Genomic DNA, 17,783 nt, shown 5'->3' with positions numbered 1-17,783 from the left:
TTAGCGATGCTAATATATATATATAACCCGTTGTGCATTATAAATAGTTAAAAAAAGTTATTCATTTGACTATTAAAAGGCGTATATTTAATTGACAATCAATCGATTAAATACAATGAATAACTTTAGAGCAAATTACAATAAAATTTTAGAAGTCTTAGCCACAATTACAGAAAAGGAACAATTTTTACGTCAAAACAGGAAACCAAAACTAAAAGACATTGAATTAATCGCTATGAATTTAACAGCAGAATATATGGGTATAGACAGTGAATGTCAGTTGTTTCGGGATATTCCAGAATATTTGTTTGCTAAAATAGAGCGATCAGTTTACAATAAACGGAAGCGAAAATTATTTTTTGCCATTGAATTTATAAGAACTCAACTCTCCAATAAGTTCACGGAGTTTGAAAACTATTATGTGGTAGATAGTATGCCTTTGGAGATTGTAAAACTCTCAAGAAGCGGGAGAAGTAAAGTTTGTAAAGAGTACTTTTATTCAGCCCCAAATAGAGGTTATTGTGCTAGTCAAAACATGCATTATTATGGCTATAAAATACATGCTGTTTGTTCTATTGATGGCGTGTTTAAAAGTTTTGATATTAGCAAAGCTTCTGTACATGATATTCATTATTTAAAAGACATTAAAAATCAGTTTAATAACTGTGTGGTTTTAGGGGACAAAAAATACCTAAGTGCTGACTATCAGTTAGATTTATTTGAGAGTAAACAAATTAAATTAGAAGTTCCAATGCGTAAAAATCAACAGAATTACAAAAAACAAACGTATATTTTTAGGAAGAAAAGAAAACGAATTGAGACCTTGTTTTCTCAACTTTGTGACCAGTTTAAAATACGGAATAATTATGCGAAAACTTTTGAAGGTTTTAAGACAAGAATTCTCTCAAAATTAACAGCATTAACTATCATTCAATACATTAACAAATTTGTCTTTAACAGGAATATAAACAATTTAAAAGTCAATATTGTTTAAATGCATAACGGGTATTATATTACTCACTTATATTTAAAAAACCACCACTTGTTACAAAATTAAGTAAATAAATAAAGCTTGAACTTTTAATTTTGAGAATCCGACTTTGATTTAAATAGTTCTTATGACCAATAAAATATCAGATTTTTCACTCCTCCTTTTCGTCAGTATCTTGTTAAGCCCCTTTTAAACATAGAGGAAATGCTTCTTTTAGCAAAATGCAACTGCAAATTTTTACTCTACCTCAGTGTCTACTTTATAGATTTTTATCATTGGATACTTTATTCATTACTTCTAAAACAGGGGCAATCATTTTACAAGAGCCACACCAATCTGCATAAAAGGCTATTACTGCGGGTCATTTACCCTCAAACTTCCATTCTTTATTTTTCTTCAAAATTGAAGATTTCTTCTAAAAACCTTTCTTTTGTTAAATTTTCTGTCATACTAAATTCTTAAAGCAATACTGCATTGTTTTCAATGCCAAACCAATCGTTAAAAACCCCAAACATTACAAACATACTTCGGTTACACATCTTAAAAATTAAAAATTGTTAAAACAAGCTAGATTTAATAGATATCAATTAATTTTGATAAGAACAAAACCGACTTCTCAAGAATACTAAATTTCTAATACCAGTGCTTTTTGTAAGTGCATTTTAGTTTCTTGCAATAAAAAAATCAAATAAACAAAAACGTGAAGTACCCAAAAACCATAAAAAACCCAATAATAGAAAACATCTTCGGAACAACCGTTATAGACAATTACAGATGGCTAGAAGATGATAAAAGTACAGAAACCGAAGCCTGGGTTAAAGCACAAAATAAAGTTACATTCCTTTATTTAAGCAAAATTCCTTACAGAGAAGAATTAAAAAATCGATTATCAGAATTATGGAATTACGAAAAAGTAGGAACACCGTTTATTGAAGGTGATTATACCTATTTTTCTAAAAATGACGGGTTGCAAAATCAATCGGTTATCTACAGAAAAAAAGGCGATGCTGAAGCAGAAGTTTTTTTAGATCCGAATACTTTTTCTGAGGATGCCACTACTTCTTTAGGTTCTTTAAGCTTTTCTGAAGATGGAAAAACGGCTGCCTACTCAATTTCTGAAGGCGGTTCTGACTGGAGAAAAATAATTATTTTAGATGCAGAAAGTAAAACCATACAAGAAGACACTTTAGTAGATATTAAATTCTCTGGCATTTCTTGGTATAAAAATGAAGGTTTTTACTACTCAAGTTACGATAAACCAAAAGGAAGTGAATTGTCTGCAAAAACAGATCAACACAAATTATATTATCACAAATTAGGAACTTCGCAAAAGGACGATATCTTAATTTTTGGTGAAAAGACTTCAGAAAAATACCGATATGTTTTCGGATATTTAACTGAAGATTATAAATATTTAGTAATTTCTGCTCAAATTTCCACATCAGGAAATAAGTTATTCATAAAGGATGTATCAAAACCAAACAGTAAATTAATTACGATTTTAGACGATCTAAAAAGTGACACCCGAGTTATTGATAATCGAGGAAGCAAATTATATTTAGCAACAAATTTAAATGCTCCTAATCAAAAAGTGGTTTCTGTAGATGCAGCAAATCCTACTCCAGAAAACTGGAAAGATTTTATTCTAGAAACAGAAAATGTATTAAGTCCGTCGACTGGTGCAGGTTTTATTTTCGCAACTTATATGGTTGATGCAGTTTCAAAAGTGCTGCAATACGATTTTGAAGGAAACTTACTTAGAGAAGTGAAATTACCAGGAGTTGGATCTGTTGGTGGTTTTGGAGGAAAAACAACCGCAAAAGAATTGTATTTTTCATTTACTAATTACAAAACACCCGCATCTTCTTTTAAATTTAATCCAACAAACGGAACGTATACGACCTACTGGAAACCTTCCATTGCATTTAATTCTGATGCTTTTGAAAGTAAACAAGTTTTTTACACATCAAAAGACGGCACAAAAATACCCATGATAATTACGCATAAAAAAGGAGTAAAATTAGATGGGAAAAACCCAACTATTTTATACGGTTATGGCGGATTTAATGTGAGTTTAACTCCTACTTTTAGTATTGCAAACGCAGTTTGGATGGAACAAGGAGGAGTTTATGCGGTACCCAATTTAAGAGGCGGAGGAGAATTTGGGAAAAAATGGCATGATGCAGGAACGCAACTAAAAAAACAAAATGTATTTGATGATTTTATTGCTGCAGCTGAATATTTAATAGCAGAAAAATATACTTCCTCAAAATTTTTAGCAATTCAAGGAGGTTCTAATGGCGGTTTATTGGTTGGCACAACAATGACACAAAGACCCGATTTAATGAAAGTTGCGTTGCCTGCAGTTGGCGTTTTAGACATGTTACGATATCATACTTTTACTGCTGGCGCAGGATGGGTCTATGATTATGGAACCGCAGAAGACAGCAAAGAAATGTTTGACTATTTAAAAGGATATTCGCCAGTTCATAATGTAAAAGCTGGTGTAAAACATGCTGCAACCTTAATAACCACTGGAGATCATGATGATAGAGTTGTACCTGCACATAGTTTTAAATTTGCGGCAGAGTTGCAAAACAAACAGTGTGGAGAAAACCCTACTTTAATCCGAATAGAAACCAACGCTGGCCATGGCGCAGGAACTCCGGTTACAAAAACCATTGCCCAATATGCAGACATTTTTGGTTTTACTTTATTTAATATGGGTTTTGATCAATTACCAAATCCGCCAAAGGCGAAATAAAATTATAAACATCTTTGAACTAACTTTGTAACAAATCATTAAATTCAAAAAACAATGAAAACATTTAAAAAAGTATTTTTTGTATCAGCAATTGCCTCTTTGGGTATTATTGCATGTAAACAAGACAAGCCTGTAGAAAAAGCTCCTGGGATTGCTTTAGAAAATATGGATACAACTGTAAAACCTACAGATGATTTTTTTAGACATGTAAATGGAACATGGATCGATAAAACAGAAATTCCAGATGATCAAACTTCTTGGGGTGGTTTTAACCAACTTCGTAAAAAAACAGATGCAGATGTTTTAGATATTTTAAACTCAGCCATTAAAGAAAGAAATTTTCCGAAGATAAAAGATGCCAAAGGAAACGAAATAGATTCTGACCAAGAAAAGGCGGTTAATTACTACCAAACAATCATGGATACAGTTGCTAGAAATCAACAAGGAAAAGCTCCGATAATGCCTTTTTTAGCAAAAATAGAAGAAATTAAAACCAAAAAAGATGTAGAAAACTACATTACAAATATGGCTCCTTATGATGGTGGTAATTTCTATGGTTTTAGCGTTTATAACGATTTAAAAAATAGTAGCGAATATGCAGGGTATATGGGCCCTGGAAGTTTAGGAATGTCTAGAGATTATTATGTAGATAAAAAAGTTGCATATAAGTTAGTGAAATACCAAGAATTTGTAGCAAAAATATTGCAGGAATTTGGTGCAGATGAAGCTACTGCAAAAACGAATGCGGCTACCATTGTTGCTTTTGAAAAAAGTTTAGCAGCACCAATGATGACGAAAGAGGAAAGTAGAGATACTCGAAGAATGTACAATCCAATGTCTGTTGAAGAACTTACAAAACTAGCGCCTGCAATTGATTGGAAAGCACATTTAGAAGGAATTGGTGTTGCAGATATTGATAGAGTTATTGTTACAGATCCTGGGTATTTTAAAGCAATGAGTACCGTTTTTAAAGAACGTTCTGTAGAAGATATAAAATTATTATTACGTTGGACTACCATTAATAGTTCTTTAGGATTATTATCGACCGATTTAGAAACTGCAAATTGGGAATTTTACAGCAAAGAAATGAGTGGGGCTAAAAAACAACGCCCAAGAGATGAACGTGCACTTGGTAATTTAAATGGCGCAATTGGTGAGGCGTTAGGGAAATTATATGTAGAAAAAATGTTTCCACCAGAAGCAAAAGCAAAAGCTGAAGAAATGATTGACAATGTAATGCTTGGTTTTGAAACTAGAATTGCTCAATTACCTTGGATGACAGAAGTGACCAAAGAAAAAGCGCTAGAAAAACTACATAAGTTAACCGTTAAAATTGCTTATCCTGACGTTTGGAAAGATTATTCTGAATTACAAGTTACAGGTTTAAAAGAAGGTGGTTCTTACTTTGAAAATGCAATCAACGTTTCTAAATGGAACTACAACAAAAACATGGCAAAATTAGGAAAAGAAGTAGATAGAACGGAATGGGGAATGTCTCCACAAACAGTAAATGCTTACTTTAACCCTGTAAATAACGAAATTGTTTTTCCTGCTGCAATTTTACAACCTCCTTTTTATGATTATAAAGCAGATGAAGCTGTAAATTATGGTGGAATTGGTGCTGTTATTGGTCATGAAATTTCTCATAGTTTTGATGATTCTGGTGCTCGTTTTGATGGTGATGGAAACCTTAAAAACTGGTGGACAGATAAAGATTCTGAGAAATTTGGAGTTATTGGCAAACAATTGGTAAAACAATATAGCGATATTATTGCAATTGATAGTATGCACTTAAATGGCGAATATACTTTGGGAGAAAATATTGGAGATTTAGGTGGTGTGCAAGCTGCTTATGAAGGGTTGCAAATCTTCTTAAAGAAAAACGGAAGACCAGCGGATATTGATGATTACTCGCCAGAACAACGTTTTTTTCTTTCTTGGGGAACTATCTGGAGAACTAAAATGCGTGATGAAGCTTTAAAAAATTTAATTATGACAGATCCTCATTCTCCTGGAATGTACAGAGCATATATGCCTCTTAAAAATGTTGATGCTTTTTACAAAGCGTTTGACGTTAAAGAAAGTGATAAAATGTATTTAAAACCAGAGGACAGAGTAAAAATCTGGTAAAATAAAAATCGTTAGGTAAAATACAAAAAGCATTAAAGAGTTTTCTTTAATGCTTTTCTTATGTGTTAAAATTGAATATAGAAATTAAGTTACTCCTTATTTTAACCGAACTTTGTGACCAAAGAAAGCGTAATAAAGAATTGCTAAATAACAAGGTAATAAAATCCAATATCCAAAAGAAGCCGCTTCTGCTAAAGCGCTAACTTCATTTATTCCTGTTGAAATTAATGCTGCTTTTTTATGATCTACCAAAGCACCATATAAAAGCGGAATAATTGCGCCTCCAGAAATTGCCATGATTAATAAAGCTGATCCTGTTTTTGTAAATTCTCCTAATCCTGTTAATGCTAAAGGCCAAATTGCCGGCCAAACTAAAGCATTTGCAATACCTAAAGCTGCAACAAAAAGTACAGACGTGAAGCCGGTTGTAAATACGATACAAAAGGATAAAAGGATTCCTAAAATTGCACTCGCTTTTAACGCCAAAGACTGACTTATATATTTCGGAATTAAAAACACCCCCAAAGCATAGGTTGCAACCATTGCCATTAATGTAAATAAAGTAAAGAACTTTGCTTCTTCAACAGGAATGTTTAGAGAAATTCCGTAAGAAATAATCGTATCTCCAGCAACAACTTCAACACCTACATATAAAAACAGTGCTAAAACACCTAACCATAAATGTGGAAACTCAAAAATACTTGTTTTTGCTTTTTCTCCTGTTTCCGAAACTTCAATAGGTTGTGCTTCTACATCTGGCAAAGGTGCTTTTCTTATTAAAATTCCTAATAAAAATAACACTACAGCCATTACAATATAAGGTGTAACAACACTATCTGCCATTGTGTTTAATAAATTTGATTTTTCTATATCATCAACAACAAGGAACTTTTCTTTAATGCTGCCTATTCCTGATAATAAAATTGCACCAAATATTACAGAACCAAGAGCGCCAGCTACTTTATTTGCAATTCCCATTATTGCTATCCGTTTTGCGGCACTTTCCATAGGTCCTAAAATGGTGATATATGGATTAGAAGCTGTTTGCAATAACGTCATTCCTGCTCCTTGAATAAAAATTGCCACTAAAAAAACCCAATAAGTTCTTGCTTCTGCAGCGGGTATAAAAAGTAAAGCACCAATTGCCATAGTTATTAAACCTAAAGACATTCCTTTTTTATAACCAATTTTATTTATGATGTAGGATGCCGGCAAAGCCATAACAAAAAAAGAGATATAAGAAGCTGATGCAACTAGGTAAGATTGTGCATCTGTAAGTTCGTTGATGGTTTTCATAAACGGAATTAATGCTCCGTTTATCCAAGTTACAAATCCGAATATAAAAAATAATCCAGCAATAATAAGAATTGGAACTAACGTACTTTTTTGTTTATTTTGTGTCATATTCTATTTTTTAACTTTGTAATTTAAAAACTGTTTAATTTGATTGTATCTTAAAATTTCTTGATTATTCCTCATTATGACACTCTTTTCGCTTTTATCATCAATGATAATAGAGCGTACCTGTTTCTAAAAATCATAAATTTTAGGCATTAAATAACTTTAGGCAAATTACAAAAGAATATTGAAAATTTTACTAAAATTATAATGAGTGTAACCTTTAGGCCACGAAAGTTGAGTTTAATAACGTTGAATTATCAAAAAAAAACAGTATTTCCTTTATGGTAAAAGTATTTGATTTCATATCTAAAATATTACTATCTAAAATAAAATGATGCTATTACTATTTTGCCTTACAAAAAAAGACTTATTAATCAAGAAGAATAGTTAGATTTTTTTAGCTTCAAAAATGGCATAGGAAACTAAATCTACTTTAATTCCAAAATCAAAATTATAAACAGAAATAAAATATGATCATTAAAAAACCAGAAAATGAACAGAACAGTATTGCTGAAAAGCTTATGCATAAACTACGCAAACTTAAAGGTGAAAAATAAATAGTATAAAAACAAAAAACCTCAACCTATTGATTATGAATAAATTGAATTTTTATAAAGTGGAGATAAAGGGAGTGAAATCGAAGTATTTTGGGAAGGATTTATATAAAATTATTGAGTTATACGCTTAACATCCTTTTTATTTGATTTTGATATATTGGTTTGCTTTCTACCATTCTTTTAATTGTTTTATGAAAAATGTTGGTTTTAAATTGAGAGCGATTAATTCTAAAACAAAATTCATCAAAGTAAGCTTGAATATGCCATTTGGTTACATGAGTTGGTATTGCTCTGAGCCATGATTTAACTTGCATAATCATAATGTGTAATTGCTTGAAATTCTTTCCATTATTACTGTATTTTTGCTCAATATCATACATTTCTTTTAATGGCTCGTATCCTCTCCATTTATCCGTTATAATTATAGCAGATGTACTTATATGTTCTTCAAATATTGGTGTTAATGATTGTGCTGAATAATCATCAATAGACTTTATGTAAACTCTTTTAACTTTATTATCATCTGTCAATTCTACAGCTATCACTGCCTTTTTCTTTTTTGAATCATAACTTCTTCCTTGTTTGCCTTCTTCTTTTCCTCCAACAGTAAATTCATCAACATGAATTAATTTTTCTAAAGGATATTTTTAACTGCTCTTCATTGTTTTAGGCACTTTTTGCATAAAATACCATGCTGTTCCCTGGTGAATACTAAAACGTTTACCCATTTGAATACTCGAAATACTTTTACTACTAGTACTCATTTCGAAAGCTACACAAAAAGCTTTTTGTAAGCCGAACTTAACTTTATGAAAAAGCGTATTTGCTGTAGCACTTTCTACATGCTGACAACTATAACAATGGTATCTGTAACCTGACTTTTCACAGCCTTTTGTATGACCACATTTACTACAAGTAAAACCATCTTGCCATTTTATTTTTGATAAATATGCCTTACAAGCATCATTATTTGGCAATTATTTTATAAAGTTTAGTATATCTTGACCTTCAAATTGTTCCATATCTCTTATATTAATGACTATAATATACGGAAATTAAATAATTAACTCAATAATTTAAAATGCACAATGGGTGAATATTAGCAATTTTCTCTTTTCAAATTTGAGAAAGATTATTGGTTAAAAAAAATAAATCGATTTCCATTTTGGACTAATGGTTTCTGTGAAAGGCAGCCTTCTACCTAGAAACCATTAGTCTAAAATAGAAAGTAAAAAAGTATTTTTTTTGTGTTACTTTTGGTACATTGAAAAAAAAATGAAAGAAAAAGAGAATGAAAAATTTGAAAGTTACTCTTATACTTCAGTTTTAAAAAAAATAGTACAAAAAAGAGTAGACGTTGGTTTATCGCAAATAGATATAGTTTAAAACTAAGTCTTACAGAAAATGGTTATTTTAAAGTAGAAAGAGGTAAGTCGAAATTAGACCTCGAAAGATTACTTGCTATTTAAGAAATTTCGCCAAAATATTTTTTTTAAGATTTTGACTAAAAACAAGTAACTAGTAAATTTGTTTCAAGCAGATATCCTATATTTTCTTAGTATTTTTGCAAATGAATTTAATAAACTTCTTTTATAAAATATCTAGTATAAAAGTTGAAACTAGAAAAGCGTTGATGAAAAAAATTTTAATTGTTGGTTTAGGAAATATCGGTGAAAAATATGTGAATACGCGTCATAATATCGGTTTTAAAATTGTTGATGAAGTAGCAGAAGAACATAACGTAGTTTTTGAAACTGATACCTTAGGAAATGTAGCTACTTTTCGTTTTAAAGGAAGAACTTTTATTTTATTAAAGCCAAGCACTTTTATGAACTTAAGTGGAAAAGCGGTAAAATTTTGGATGCAAAAAGAAAAATTTCTGTAGAAAATTTATTAATTGTAACAGATGATTTAAATATCGATTTTGGAACCCTCAGAATTAAAGCAAAAGGAAGTGATGGTGGCCATAATGGTTTGAAAGATATTCAAGAAAAATTAGGTACAAATGTATATCCTAGATTCAGATTTGGAATTAGCGGTAACTTCTCTAAAGGACGCCAAGTAGATTATGTTTTAGGCGAATGGAATAAAGAAGAAACTAGCTTGTTAATTGAACGTTTGCCAACATCTGCAAAAATAATCACTTCTTTTGGCATTGAAGGTTTAGCCAATACCATGAATACTTTTAACGGAAAATAAGTTATAAAAAAACTCTTTAGCGTTCACTAAAGAGTTTTTTCTATTATTAGATGAAATTTCTATTATTAAATAGACGCTTTCATTAGTTCTCTATTCATTCTTGCGATGTTGTCTAAAGAAATTCCTTTAGGACACTCTACCTCACAAGCTCCTGTGTTTGTGCAGTTTCCAAAACCTTCTAAATCCATTTGAGCAACCATATTTCTAACTCTATCTGCGGCTTCTACTTGCCCTTGTGGTAACAATGCGTATTGAGATACTTTTGCACCTACAAATAACATTGCACTCGAGTTTTTACAAGCTGCTACACAGGCTCCACAACCAATACAAGTTGCAGCGTCCATTGCTGTATCTGCAGCATATTTAGAAATAGGAATTGAATTTGCGTCTTGTGTATTACCAGATGTATTTACAGAAATATAACCACCTGCATGCTGAATTCTATCAAAAGCAGATCTGTCTACAACTAAATCTTTTATAACAGGAAAAGATACTGCTCGCCAAGGTTCAATGGTAATGGTATCGCCATCTTTAAACATACGCATGTGCAGCTGGCAGGTTGTTACGCCTCTACCTGGGCCATGTGCTTCGCCGTTAATATACATCGAACACATACCACAGATACCTTCTCTACAATCGTGATCAAAAGCAACTGGCTCCTCATCAGAATTTACTAACTGCTCATTTAAAACATCCATCATTTCTAAAAAAGACATATGTTCTGAAATTTCAGTTACTTTATAATTAACCATTTGACCCTTATCTTTTGAGTCTTTCTGTCTCCAAATTTTGAGTGTTAAATTCATTTTTATTTAGTTTTTGGTTTTTAGTTGTTTGTTGTTAGCTGCTGTTTCCAGAAACTAACAACCATCAACCATAAACTATATTATTTATAACTTCTTTCTTTAACTTCTATATTTTCGTACTCTAAAGGCTCTTTATGCAAAATAGCATCTTTTGGCTCCCCTTTGTACTCCCAAGCAGAAACAAATTGAAAGTCTTTTAATCTTTTCGCCTCTCCATCTTCTGTTTGATGCTCTTCTCTAAAGTGTCCTCCTGCAGATTCTTCTCTTTCTAAAGCGTCTTTTGCAAATAATTCTCCTAATTCTAAGAAATCTGCAACTCTACCTGCTTTTGCCAATTGTTCATTATATTCTGTAGCTGTTCCAGGCACATTTACATTCTTCCAAAAGTCTTTTCTTAATGCAGAAATTTCTTCAATAGCTTCTTTTAACCCCTCAGTGTTTCTAGACATTCCACATTTATCCCACATAATTTTTCCTAATTTTTTGTGGTAATAATCTACAGAATGTGTTCCTTTATTATTGATAAAGAATTCTATTCTTTCTGTAACATCTTTTTCTGCTGCATCAAATTCTGGAGTATCTGTTGCTATTTTTCCTGTCCTAATATCATCTGCTAAATAATCTCCAATAGTATACGGCAGCACAAAATAACCGTCTGCTAAACCTTGCATTAATGCGGATGCTCCTAACCTGTTTGCACCGTGATCAGAGAAATTTGCTTCTCCAATTGCGTAACATCCAGGAATTGTAGTCATCAGATTGTAATCAACCCAAACACCACCCATTGTATAGTGCACTGCAGGGTAAATCATCATTGGCGTTTCGTATGGATTTTGATCTATGATTTTCTCATACATCTGAAATAAATTACCATATTTCGCTTTTACAATTTCTTTTCCTAATTCTTTAATTTTTGCTGCGGATGGATCCGCGATATTATGAATCTTCGCTTGTTCTTTTCCGTAACGTTCAAAAGATGCTGCAAAGTCTAAATACACAGCTTCTCCTGTAGCATTTACGCCATAACCAGCATCACAACGTTCTTTTGCTGCTCTTGAAGCAACATCCCGTGGAACCAAATTACCAAATGCAGGATAACGTCTTTCTAAGAAATAATCTCTTTGGTCTTCCGTTAAATCCGTAGGTTTTTTAGTCCCTTCTTTAATCGCTTTTACATCCTCTAAGCTATTCGGAACCCATATTCTTCCATCGTTTCTTAAAGACTCAGACATCAAAGTTAATTTAGACTGATAATCCCCAGAACGTGGAATACATGTTGGGTGAATTTGTGTATAACAAGGATTTGCAAAATAGGCTCCTTTTTTATGCACTTTCCAACCAGCAGTTACATTAGAACCCATTGCATTGGTCGATAAGAAGTATACATTTCCATATCCACCTGAAGCAATCACAACTGCATGTGCTGAATGACGCTCTATTTCTCCTGTAACTAAGTTTCTTGCGATAATTCCTCTGGCTTTTCCATCTACAATAACAACATCTAACATTTCATGTCTGTTAAACATTTCTATTTTACCACGAGCAATTTGTCTATTCATTGCAGAATAGGCTCCTAGCAATAATTGCTGTCCTGTTTGCCCTTTTGCATAAAAAGTTCTAGAAACTAAAACTCCACCAAAAGAACGGTTGTCTAATAAACCACCATAGTCGCGAGCAAAAGGAACACCTTGTGCCACACATTGATCTATAATATTTGCAGAAACCTCTGCTAATCTATATACGTTTGCTTCTCTAGATCTGTAATCGCCGCCCTTTACAGTGTCATAAAATAACCTGTACGTAGAATCTCCGTCTCCTTGATAATTTTTTGCTGCATTAATTCCTCCTTGAGCCGCAATTGAATGCGCTCTTCTTGGAGAGTCTTGGTATGCAAATGCTTTTACATTGTAGCCTAACTCTGCTAAGGTTGCAGAAGCAGAACCACCTGCCAAACCGGTACCCACAACGATAACGTCTATATTCCGTTTATTTGCTGGATTTACAAGATTGATATGATTTTTATAATCTGTCCATTTATCTTTAATTGGACCTTTTGGTACTTTTGAATCTAAAGCCATAATTTTATAAGATTAATGGTTAAAGTGATGATAAATTGCAATAAAAATAAAACCTGCTGGAATTATAATTGAATATGCTTTACCAATTGTTTGTAATGTTTTCTTTCTTCCCGCTGTTCCACCCATCGATTGAAACGCTGATGTAAAACCATGGGCTAAATGCAATCCTAAGAAAATAAATGCAACTACATACGCAATAACTCTTGCCGGATGCGCAAATTTATGCACTAACTCTTCATGATAACGCAACCCTTCAACACCTTCCATAGTTCCAGACCAATCGCCTTGTATAAATTTTGTATTGATTTCTGGAAACCAAAAATCGACAAAATGTAAACCAATGAAAGCTAGAATTGTTATTCCACTCCAAATCATGTTTCTACTCATCCAAGATGAGTTTGCAGCACCATTGTTCTTTACATACGCCACTTTTCTGGCTCTAGAATTTCTTAGTTCTAAAACAAAACCCATTACAAAATGAAAAACAACTGCAAAAATTAACACAGGTTGCAAAACAAATTGAACTAAAGGATTTGTTCCCATAAAATGAGAAACTTCATTAAAAGTCTCTGGACTTAATACTGATAAAATGTTTATTGATAAATGCTGTAAAAGGAAGAACATTAAAAAAAATGCCGAAAGCGCCATTGCTACTTTTCTTCCAATTGAAGATTTGAAAAATCCGCTCATTGTATAAATTTAATTAAATTTTTAGACAAATTTACGGCGAAATCGTTTTCAATCCAATAAATAATACGCTAATTATTTTGTATTTAGAACTGTTATAAATAATTTACGAAAGCGTTTGATAAAAAAAGCGAAACAAATTCTGTTTTTCTATTAATTTTATAAATTAGAACTCACCAAACATTTGTTATTTTCCCATTTCCCTATTAAAGATTCTTTTAAAATAAGAACACCGTCACAGGTTAAAAAATTTCCTTTTTTATCTTTTTGTATAATTTTCATTTTGCCTTTCAAAATTGCATTCACAACTCTATAAATCAACCCCTTTTTAGAAACTTCAATTCCTTTAGAAATCAATTTTAGGCCTTGGTCATTATTGTACAAATCCATCTTTGATGAAATTTCATCTGGCGCAACTCCATCTTCTAATTTACGCTCTTTGTATGTTAAATAGTTTTCTTTTTCGTGCGCTTTTCCTAAAGAACGAGCAGCAGATTTACCAATTTCTTGATGCAATCTTGCCATCCAATATGCATGTCTAAAAGCATCAACTTGACCACCCGCAGCATCACCATCTAACAAGTTTGTTTTTTTTATAGAATCTGAAACTTTATTGGCTTCCTTAGAAATTTCTAATGATTTTACAGCCTTAAAAGGATGAAACAAAACCCACGTTTTTTTTAGTCCAGAAAGCTCAAAAAAACTTTTAAAATTAGATTGGGAATAAAGTTGAAATGTACAAATTAAAAAAAATATAGAGAGTGTTTTTTTCATAGTTTAGTTGGGGTATTCGCGAAAAAAAGAGCGGCATGCTTTATTGAGATCTTAAAGCTGTTGCTCTAAATATTTTGAGTGTCATCAATATCTTCAATAATTTTTAAATCATTAGAATTGAATTGACCTACTAATTAAATGAACTTGCTGTATTTTTTTATTAAGCTAAAAATAAAGTAATTATACAGTAAAAAAGTTGCAAAAAGCTAGGAACTAATAATTATAAGTTTAAATACAATCATGCTTTTAATAGCATATTAGGCAAATCAGGCAAGTTCTAGTTTGTAATTAAATTTATCTAATTTTATTTGATCTCAAACGCTGTTGTTGCTTCGCCAATTTTAAAGTTATATTTTCCTGTAGGCAAATAATACACATCGTTTTTAGCTTTCTCAATTTTCACTTCTTTATTCACTTTTTCAAATGCTTTTTTACCTTTATCAGAAAAAGAGGCATCAAAAATTGATTCGTTGAAACCTTTGTCAGCGTCCACAGAAATTGAGTTCACTTTTTCAGTTCCTGAATAAATATCAATAGTTACTTTTTGGGTTTCATTTGTATAAAAAGGAATATTGATTTCAGGTAAATTTGGCTCTGACCATTTACTCCTGGAACTTCCCCAAGAATCTCTTTTTTTAATGGAGTTAATTGCAAAAATATGGGTTGGTTTCGCCGTTAAAGCATCCGTAAAAAGCTGTAAAGGTTCAATGTCTGCTTTGTATAAACTACGGCCGTGTGTTGCAACAATTAAATGTTTTGCCGTTGGCTGAATTACTAAATCGTGTACAGCAACGTTTGGTAAATTCTTACTAAATACTTGCCAAGAAGTCCCTTTATCAAAAGAAATATACAAACCATTATCTGTACCAACATATAAAATATTTTCATTTGCTGGATCTTCTTTAATTACATTTACCGCTGCTGTTGGAATCGATTCACCAATATTTATCCAAGTTTGTCCATAATCATCAGACATGTATATATAAGGCGTAAAATCATCAAATCTGTAACCATTTAAAGTTGCATATACTCTTTCCTTTTTGTGTGCCGAAGCTACTACTCTAGAAATCCACAAATCTTGTGGCAATGAATCTGAAATTTTTGTCCAAGAACCTCCTCCGTTTTTAGAAATATATACAAATCCGTCATCTGAACCTGTGTATAATAATCCGAATTGAAACGGACTTTCGGCAATGGTTGCTATGGTTCCGTAAGCAACATTTCCTTTTTTACCTCCTGTTGTTAAATCATCAGAAATTGTTTCCCAATCATCTCCTTGATTTAAAGATCTGTGTAATTTATTACCTCCTAAATACAAAATATCTTGATTGTGTTTCGATAACAAAATTGGTGTTTGCCAATTAAAACGATACGGATTTTCACCTAATACATGTTTTGGTTGGATGTATTTTTGATTATCTTTTTCTCGATCAATTCTGTAATAATTTCCAAATTGATAGCCTGTGTAAACAATATTCGAATTTCTATCATCCACCTGAACCTGCATGCCATCGCCGCCCATAATTGACTCATACGGATTTTGACCAGATTGTTGCCAGCTTTTATCAATTCTTGCATTATTATCTGCAACCCAAACGCCGTTGTCTTGCAAACCGCCATACACTTTGTAATTTTTTTGGTTATCTGCATAGACAGAATAAAATTGCCCTACTGCAGCATTATTTAATTTTATCCAGCTTTCGCCATCATCATAAGACAGGTTTAAACCACCATCATTTCCGTTTAAAATATGGCCAGATTTTTTAGGATTAACCCACAAAGCTTGGTGATCTGAATGTACGTTTTCTTTACTGATGGATGTAAATGTTTTTCCGCCATCTTTCGATTTTAAAATAGGAACTCCTAATACGTAAATTCCGTTTTCATCTTGAAGATCTACTCTAATTTCCCCAAAATAATATCCGTAAGAAGAATACAATCCGTCTAAATGATCTTCATGCGTTTTTTTCCAAGTTTTCCCACCGTTTATAGTCTTAAAAACTTCGGCTCCGACAACTTCAGTATCAAATAGCATAGAATTTGCGTCTTCTAAATACTTAGCCAAATCAACTGGCTTTACAGAACCAACACGAACCATTTGTTTTACATTTTCTGCGCTGTATTTCTCTTGAAATCCGTTATTTTTTAAATAGGTATTTAGTTTTTTATCCGTTAATTTCAAGAAATCATCCGAAGACATTGTTTTAAAATCTTCTTTTGTTAAGTCGTCAGAAAGTTTGTTGTCCTTGCTTTTTTCTCTTCTAAATTGACTGTCGTGTAAAGCATACACGGTATTTTCATCAAAAACTGCTAAACCAATTCTACCAACTCCGTCGCCAGTTGGGAATCCGCTTTTATCAGAAATCTTGGTCCAAGTTGTGCCTGCGTCTATACTTTTATAAATGGCAGAATTTTTACCATCACCATCAAAATCCCAAGCTTTACGCTGTCTTTCCCAAGAAGCCGCATACATTATATTAAAATTTTCTGGCGCAACTGCAACGTCTATAATTCCTGTGTTTTCATCAATATATAAAGTTTTTGACCATGTTTTTCCTCCATCCGAAGTCTTAAAAACACCTCTTTCTTTGTTTGAAGAATATAAATGACCAATAATACCAATAACAACTTCGTCTGTATTAGTTGGGTTGATGAGAATTCTACTTGTATGATGAGTATCTAGCAAACCAACATTGTGCCAAGTTTTGCCTTTATCCGTAGATTTTAAAATACCAATTCCGGCATACGAAGAACGTGAAGAATTTTTTTCTCCTGTACCCACCCAAATGGTTTCTGAGTTCCAATCTACTGCAATATCTCCAATATTCTGAGTTGGCGAACTGTCTAAAACTGGTGTAAAAGTTGTACCGTTATTATTTGTATACCACAAGCCCCCAGAAGCGTAGCCCACATAAAATTCAATTGTATTATTAGGATTTACATCTACATCTACAACTCGTCCACTCATAACCGTTGGACCAATATTTGTAAAATTGATGTTTTTTACTAAAGAGCTATTTTCTAGGTTTTTTTCTCTTTTAGAGATTTTTCTATTACAATAGAACTTGTAGGTGCTTGCTGAGCTATTAAAATACTACTGCATAAAAACAATAAATAATGTGTAATTTTTTTCATATGAGTACTTGTTGTGATTCACAAAGTTAAAAGACTGTTTTTAAATCTGTAAATTTAATGTTTTCATTAAAAGATTTTAGGCATTATTTTTTTACTAAATTAACAATAATTAATCAATTAAATTTTTAAACTATGATTGGATTATTATACACAATGGTTATTGGAGCCGTTTGCGGTTATATAGCCGATGTACTGATGAGTGATAATGCCTATGGCTTAATAACAACTATTATTATTGGTATTGCAGGTAGTTTTGTGTAA

9 protein-coding genes and 3 pseudogenes are annotated in these 17,783 nt (G+C 32.1%); 4 read left to right on the top strand and 8 right to left on the bottom strand.

Annotated elements, in window-relative coordinates; genetic code table 11:
• Nucleotides 1-115 precede the first annotated feature (115 nt).
• The gene (locus BST83_RS17330) at nt 116-994 is read left to right on the top strand and encodes an IS982 family transposase (RefSeq protein WP_104811017.1); all 879 of its coding nucleotides are present in this window, start codon (nt 116-118) and stop codon (nt 992-994) included.
• Nucleotides 995-1,250: 256 nt separating this feature from the next.
• Here BST83_RS17330 and BST83_RS20890 read toward each other — a convergent pair whose 3' ends face one another.
• On the bottom strand, nt 1,251-1,343 hold the full coding sequence (locus BST83_RS20890) for a thioredoxin domain-containing protein (protein ID WP_240614891.1): 93 nt from the start codon (nt 1,341-1,343) through the stop codon (nt 1,251-1,253).
• A 336-nt stretch (nt 1,344-1,679) separates the two neighbouring features.
• Here BST83_RS20890 and BST83_RS17320 point away from each other — a divergent pair, with 336 nt between their 5' ends.
• Both BST83_RS17320 and BST83_RS17315 read left to right on the top strand, forming a co-directional pair.
• A complete protein-coding gene (locus tag BST83_RS17320; protein WP_104811016.1) occupies nt 1,680-3,755 on the top strand; it encodes a prolyl oligopeptidase family serine peptidase in 2,076 nt (691 codons plus the stop codon).
• A 54-nt stretch (nt 3,756-3,809) separates the two neighbouring features.
• Complete coding sequence (locus BST83_RS17315) at nt 3,810-5,885, top strand: M13 family metallopeptidase (protein WP_104811015.1); 2,076 nt, start codon at nt 3,810-3,812, stop codon at nt 5,883-5,885.
• Nucleotides 5,886-5,981: 96 nt separating this feature from the next.
• On the opposite strand, the gene BST83_RS17310 is transcribed toward BST83_RS17315, so the two are convergent.
• Nucleotides 5,982-7,289: a sugar MFS transporter gene (locus BST83_RS17310; RefSeq protein ID WP_104811014.1), complete on the bottom strand. Its 1,308-nt coding sequence runs from the start codon at nt 7,287-7,289 to the stop codon at nt 5,982-5,984.
• Between the two features lie 673 nt (nt 7,290-7,962).
• A pseudogene (locus BST83_RS17305) lies at nt 7,963-8,820 on the bottom strand (IS1595 family transposase).
• A gap of 656 nt (nt 8,821-9,476) precedes the next feature.
• On the opposite strand from BST83_RS17305, the pseudogene pth reads away from it, so the two are divergent.
• Nucleotides 9,477-10,042 (top strand): annotated as a pseudogene (gene pth / locus BST83_RS21590) (aminoacyl-tRNA hydrolase).
• A 65-nt stretch (nt 10,043-10,107) separates the two neighbouring features.
• On the opposite strand, the gene BST83_RS17295 reads toward pth, so the two are convergent.
• The 5 genes and pseudogenes from BST83_RS17295 to BST83_RS17275 all read right to left on the bottom strand — a co-directional run bounded on the left by BST83_RS17295 (nt 10,108) and on the right by BST83_RS17275 (nt 17,522).
• Nucleotides 10,108-10,848: a succinate dehydrogenase/fumarate reductase iron-sulfur subunit gene (locus BST83_RS17295; RefSeq protein ID WP_104811013.1), complete on the bottom strand. Its 741-nt coding sequence runs from the start codon at nt 10,846-10,848 to the stop codon at nt 10,108-10,110.
• A gap of 80 nt (nt 10,849-10,928) precedes the next feature.
• The gene (locus tag BST83_RS17290) at nt 10,929-12,926 is read right to left on the bottom strand and encodes a fumarate reductase/succinate dehydrogenase flavoprotein subunit (protein ID WP_104811012.1); all 1,998 of its coding nucleotides are present in this window, start codon (nt 12,924-12,926) and stop codon (nt 10,929-10,931) included.
• Nucleotides 12,927-12,938: 12 nt separating this feature from the next.
• Complete coding sequence (locus tag BST83_RS17285; RefSeq protein ID WP_104811011.1) at nt 12,939-13,616, bottom strand: succinate dehydrogenase cytochrome b subunit; 678 nt, start codon at nt 13,614-13,616, stop codon at nt 12,939-12,941.
• A gap of 156 nt (nt 13,617-13,772) precedes the next feature.
• Complete coding sequence (locus BST83_RS17280; protein ID WP_240614852.1) at nt 13,773-14,279, bottom strand: DUF6973 domain-containing protein; 507 nt, start codon at nt 14,277-14,279, stop codon at nt 13,773-13,775.
• A gap of 412 nt (nt 14,280-14,691) precedes the next feature.
• A pseudogene (locus tag BST83_RS17275) lies at nt 14,692-17,522 on the bottom strand (glycosyl hydrolase).
• Nucleotides 17,523-17,783: the final 261 nt, after the last annotated feature.

Source organism: Polaribacter filamentus (assembly GCF_002943715.1).
Classification (GTDB): domain Bacteria; phylum Bacteroidota; class Bacteroidia; order Flavobacteriales; family Flavobacteriaceae; genus Polaribacter; species Polaribacter filamentus.
The sequence above is the reverse complement of the archived record's forward strand: the minus strand, read 5'-3'. Positions and strand labels throughout refer to the sequence as shown.

Excerpts from the sequence above, each read along its gene's own strand:
- BST83_RS17330 (WP_104811017.1), top strand. The coding sequence starts at position 116 with ATGAATAACTTTAGAGCAAATTACAATAAAATTTTAGAAGTCTTAGCC.
- BST83_RS17315 (WP_104811015.1), top strand. The coding sequence starts at position 3,810 with ATGAAAACATTTAAAAAAGTATTTTTTGTATCAGCAATTGCCTCTTTG.
- BST83_RS17310 (WP_104811014.1), bottom strand. The coding sequence starts at position 7,289 with ATGACACAAAATAAACAAAAAAGTACGTTAGTTCCAATTCTTATTATT.
- BST83_RS17295 (WP_104811013.1), bottom strand. The coding sequence starts at position 10,848 with ATGAATTTAACACTCAAAATTTGGAGACAGAAAGACTCAAAAGATAAG.
- BST83_RS17290 (WP_104811012.1), bottom strand. The coding sequence starts at position 12,926 with ATGGCTTTAGATTCAAAAGTACCAAAAGGTCCAATTAAAGATAAATGG.
- BST83_RS17285 (WP_104811011.1), bottom strand. The coding sequence starts at position 13,616 with ATGAGCGGATTTTTCAAATCTTCAATTGGAAGAAAAGTAGCAATGGCG.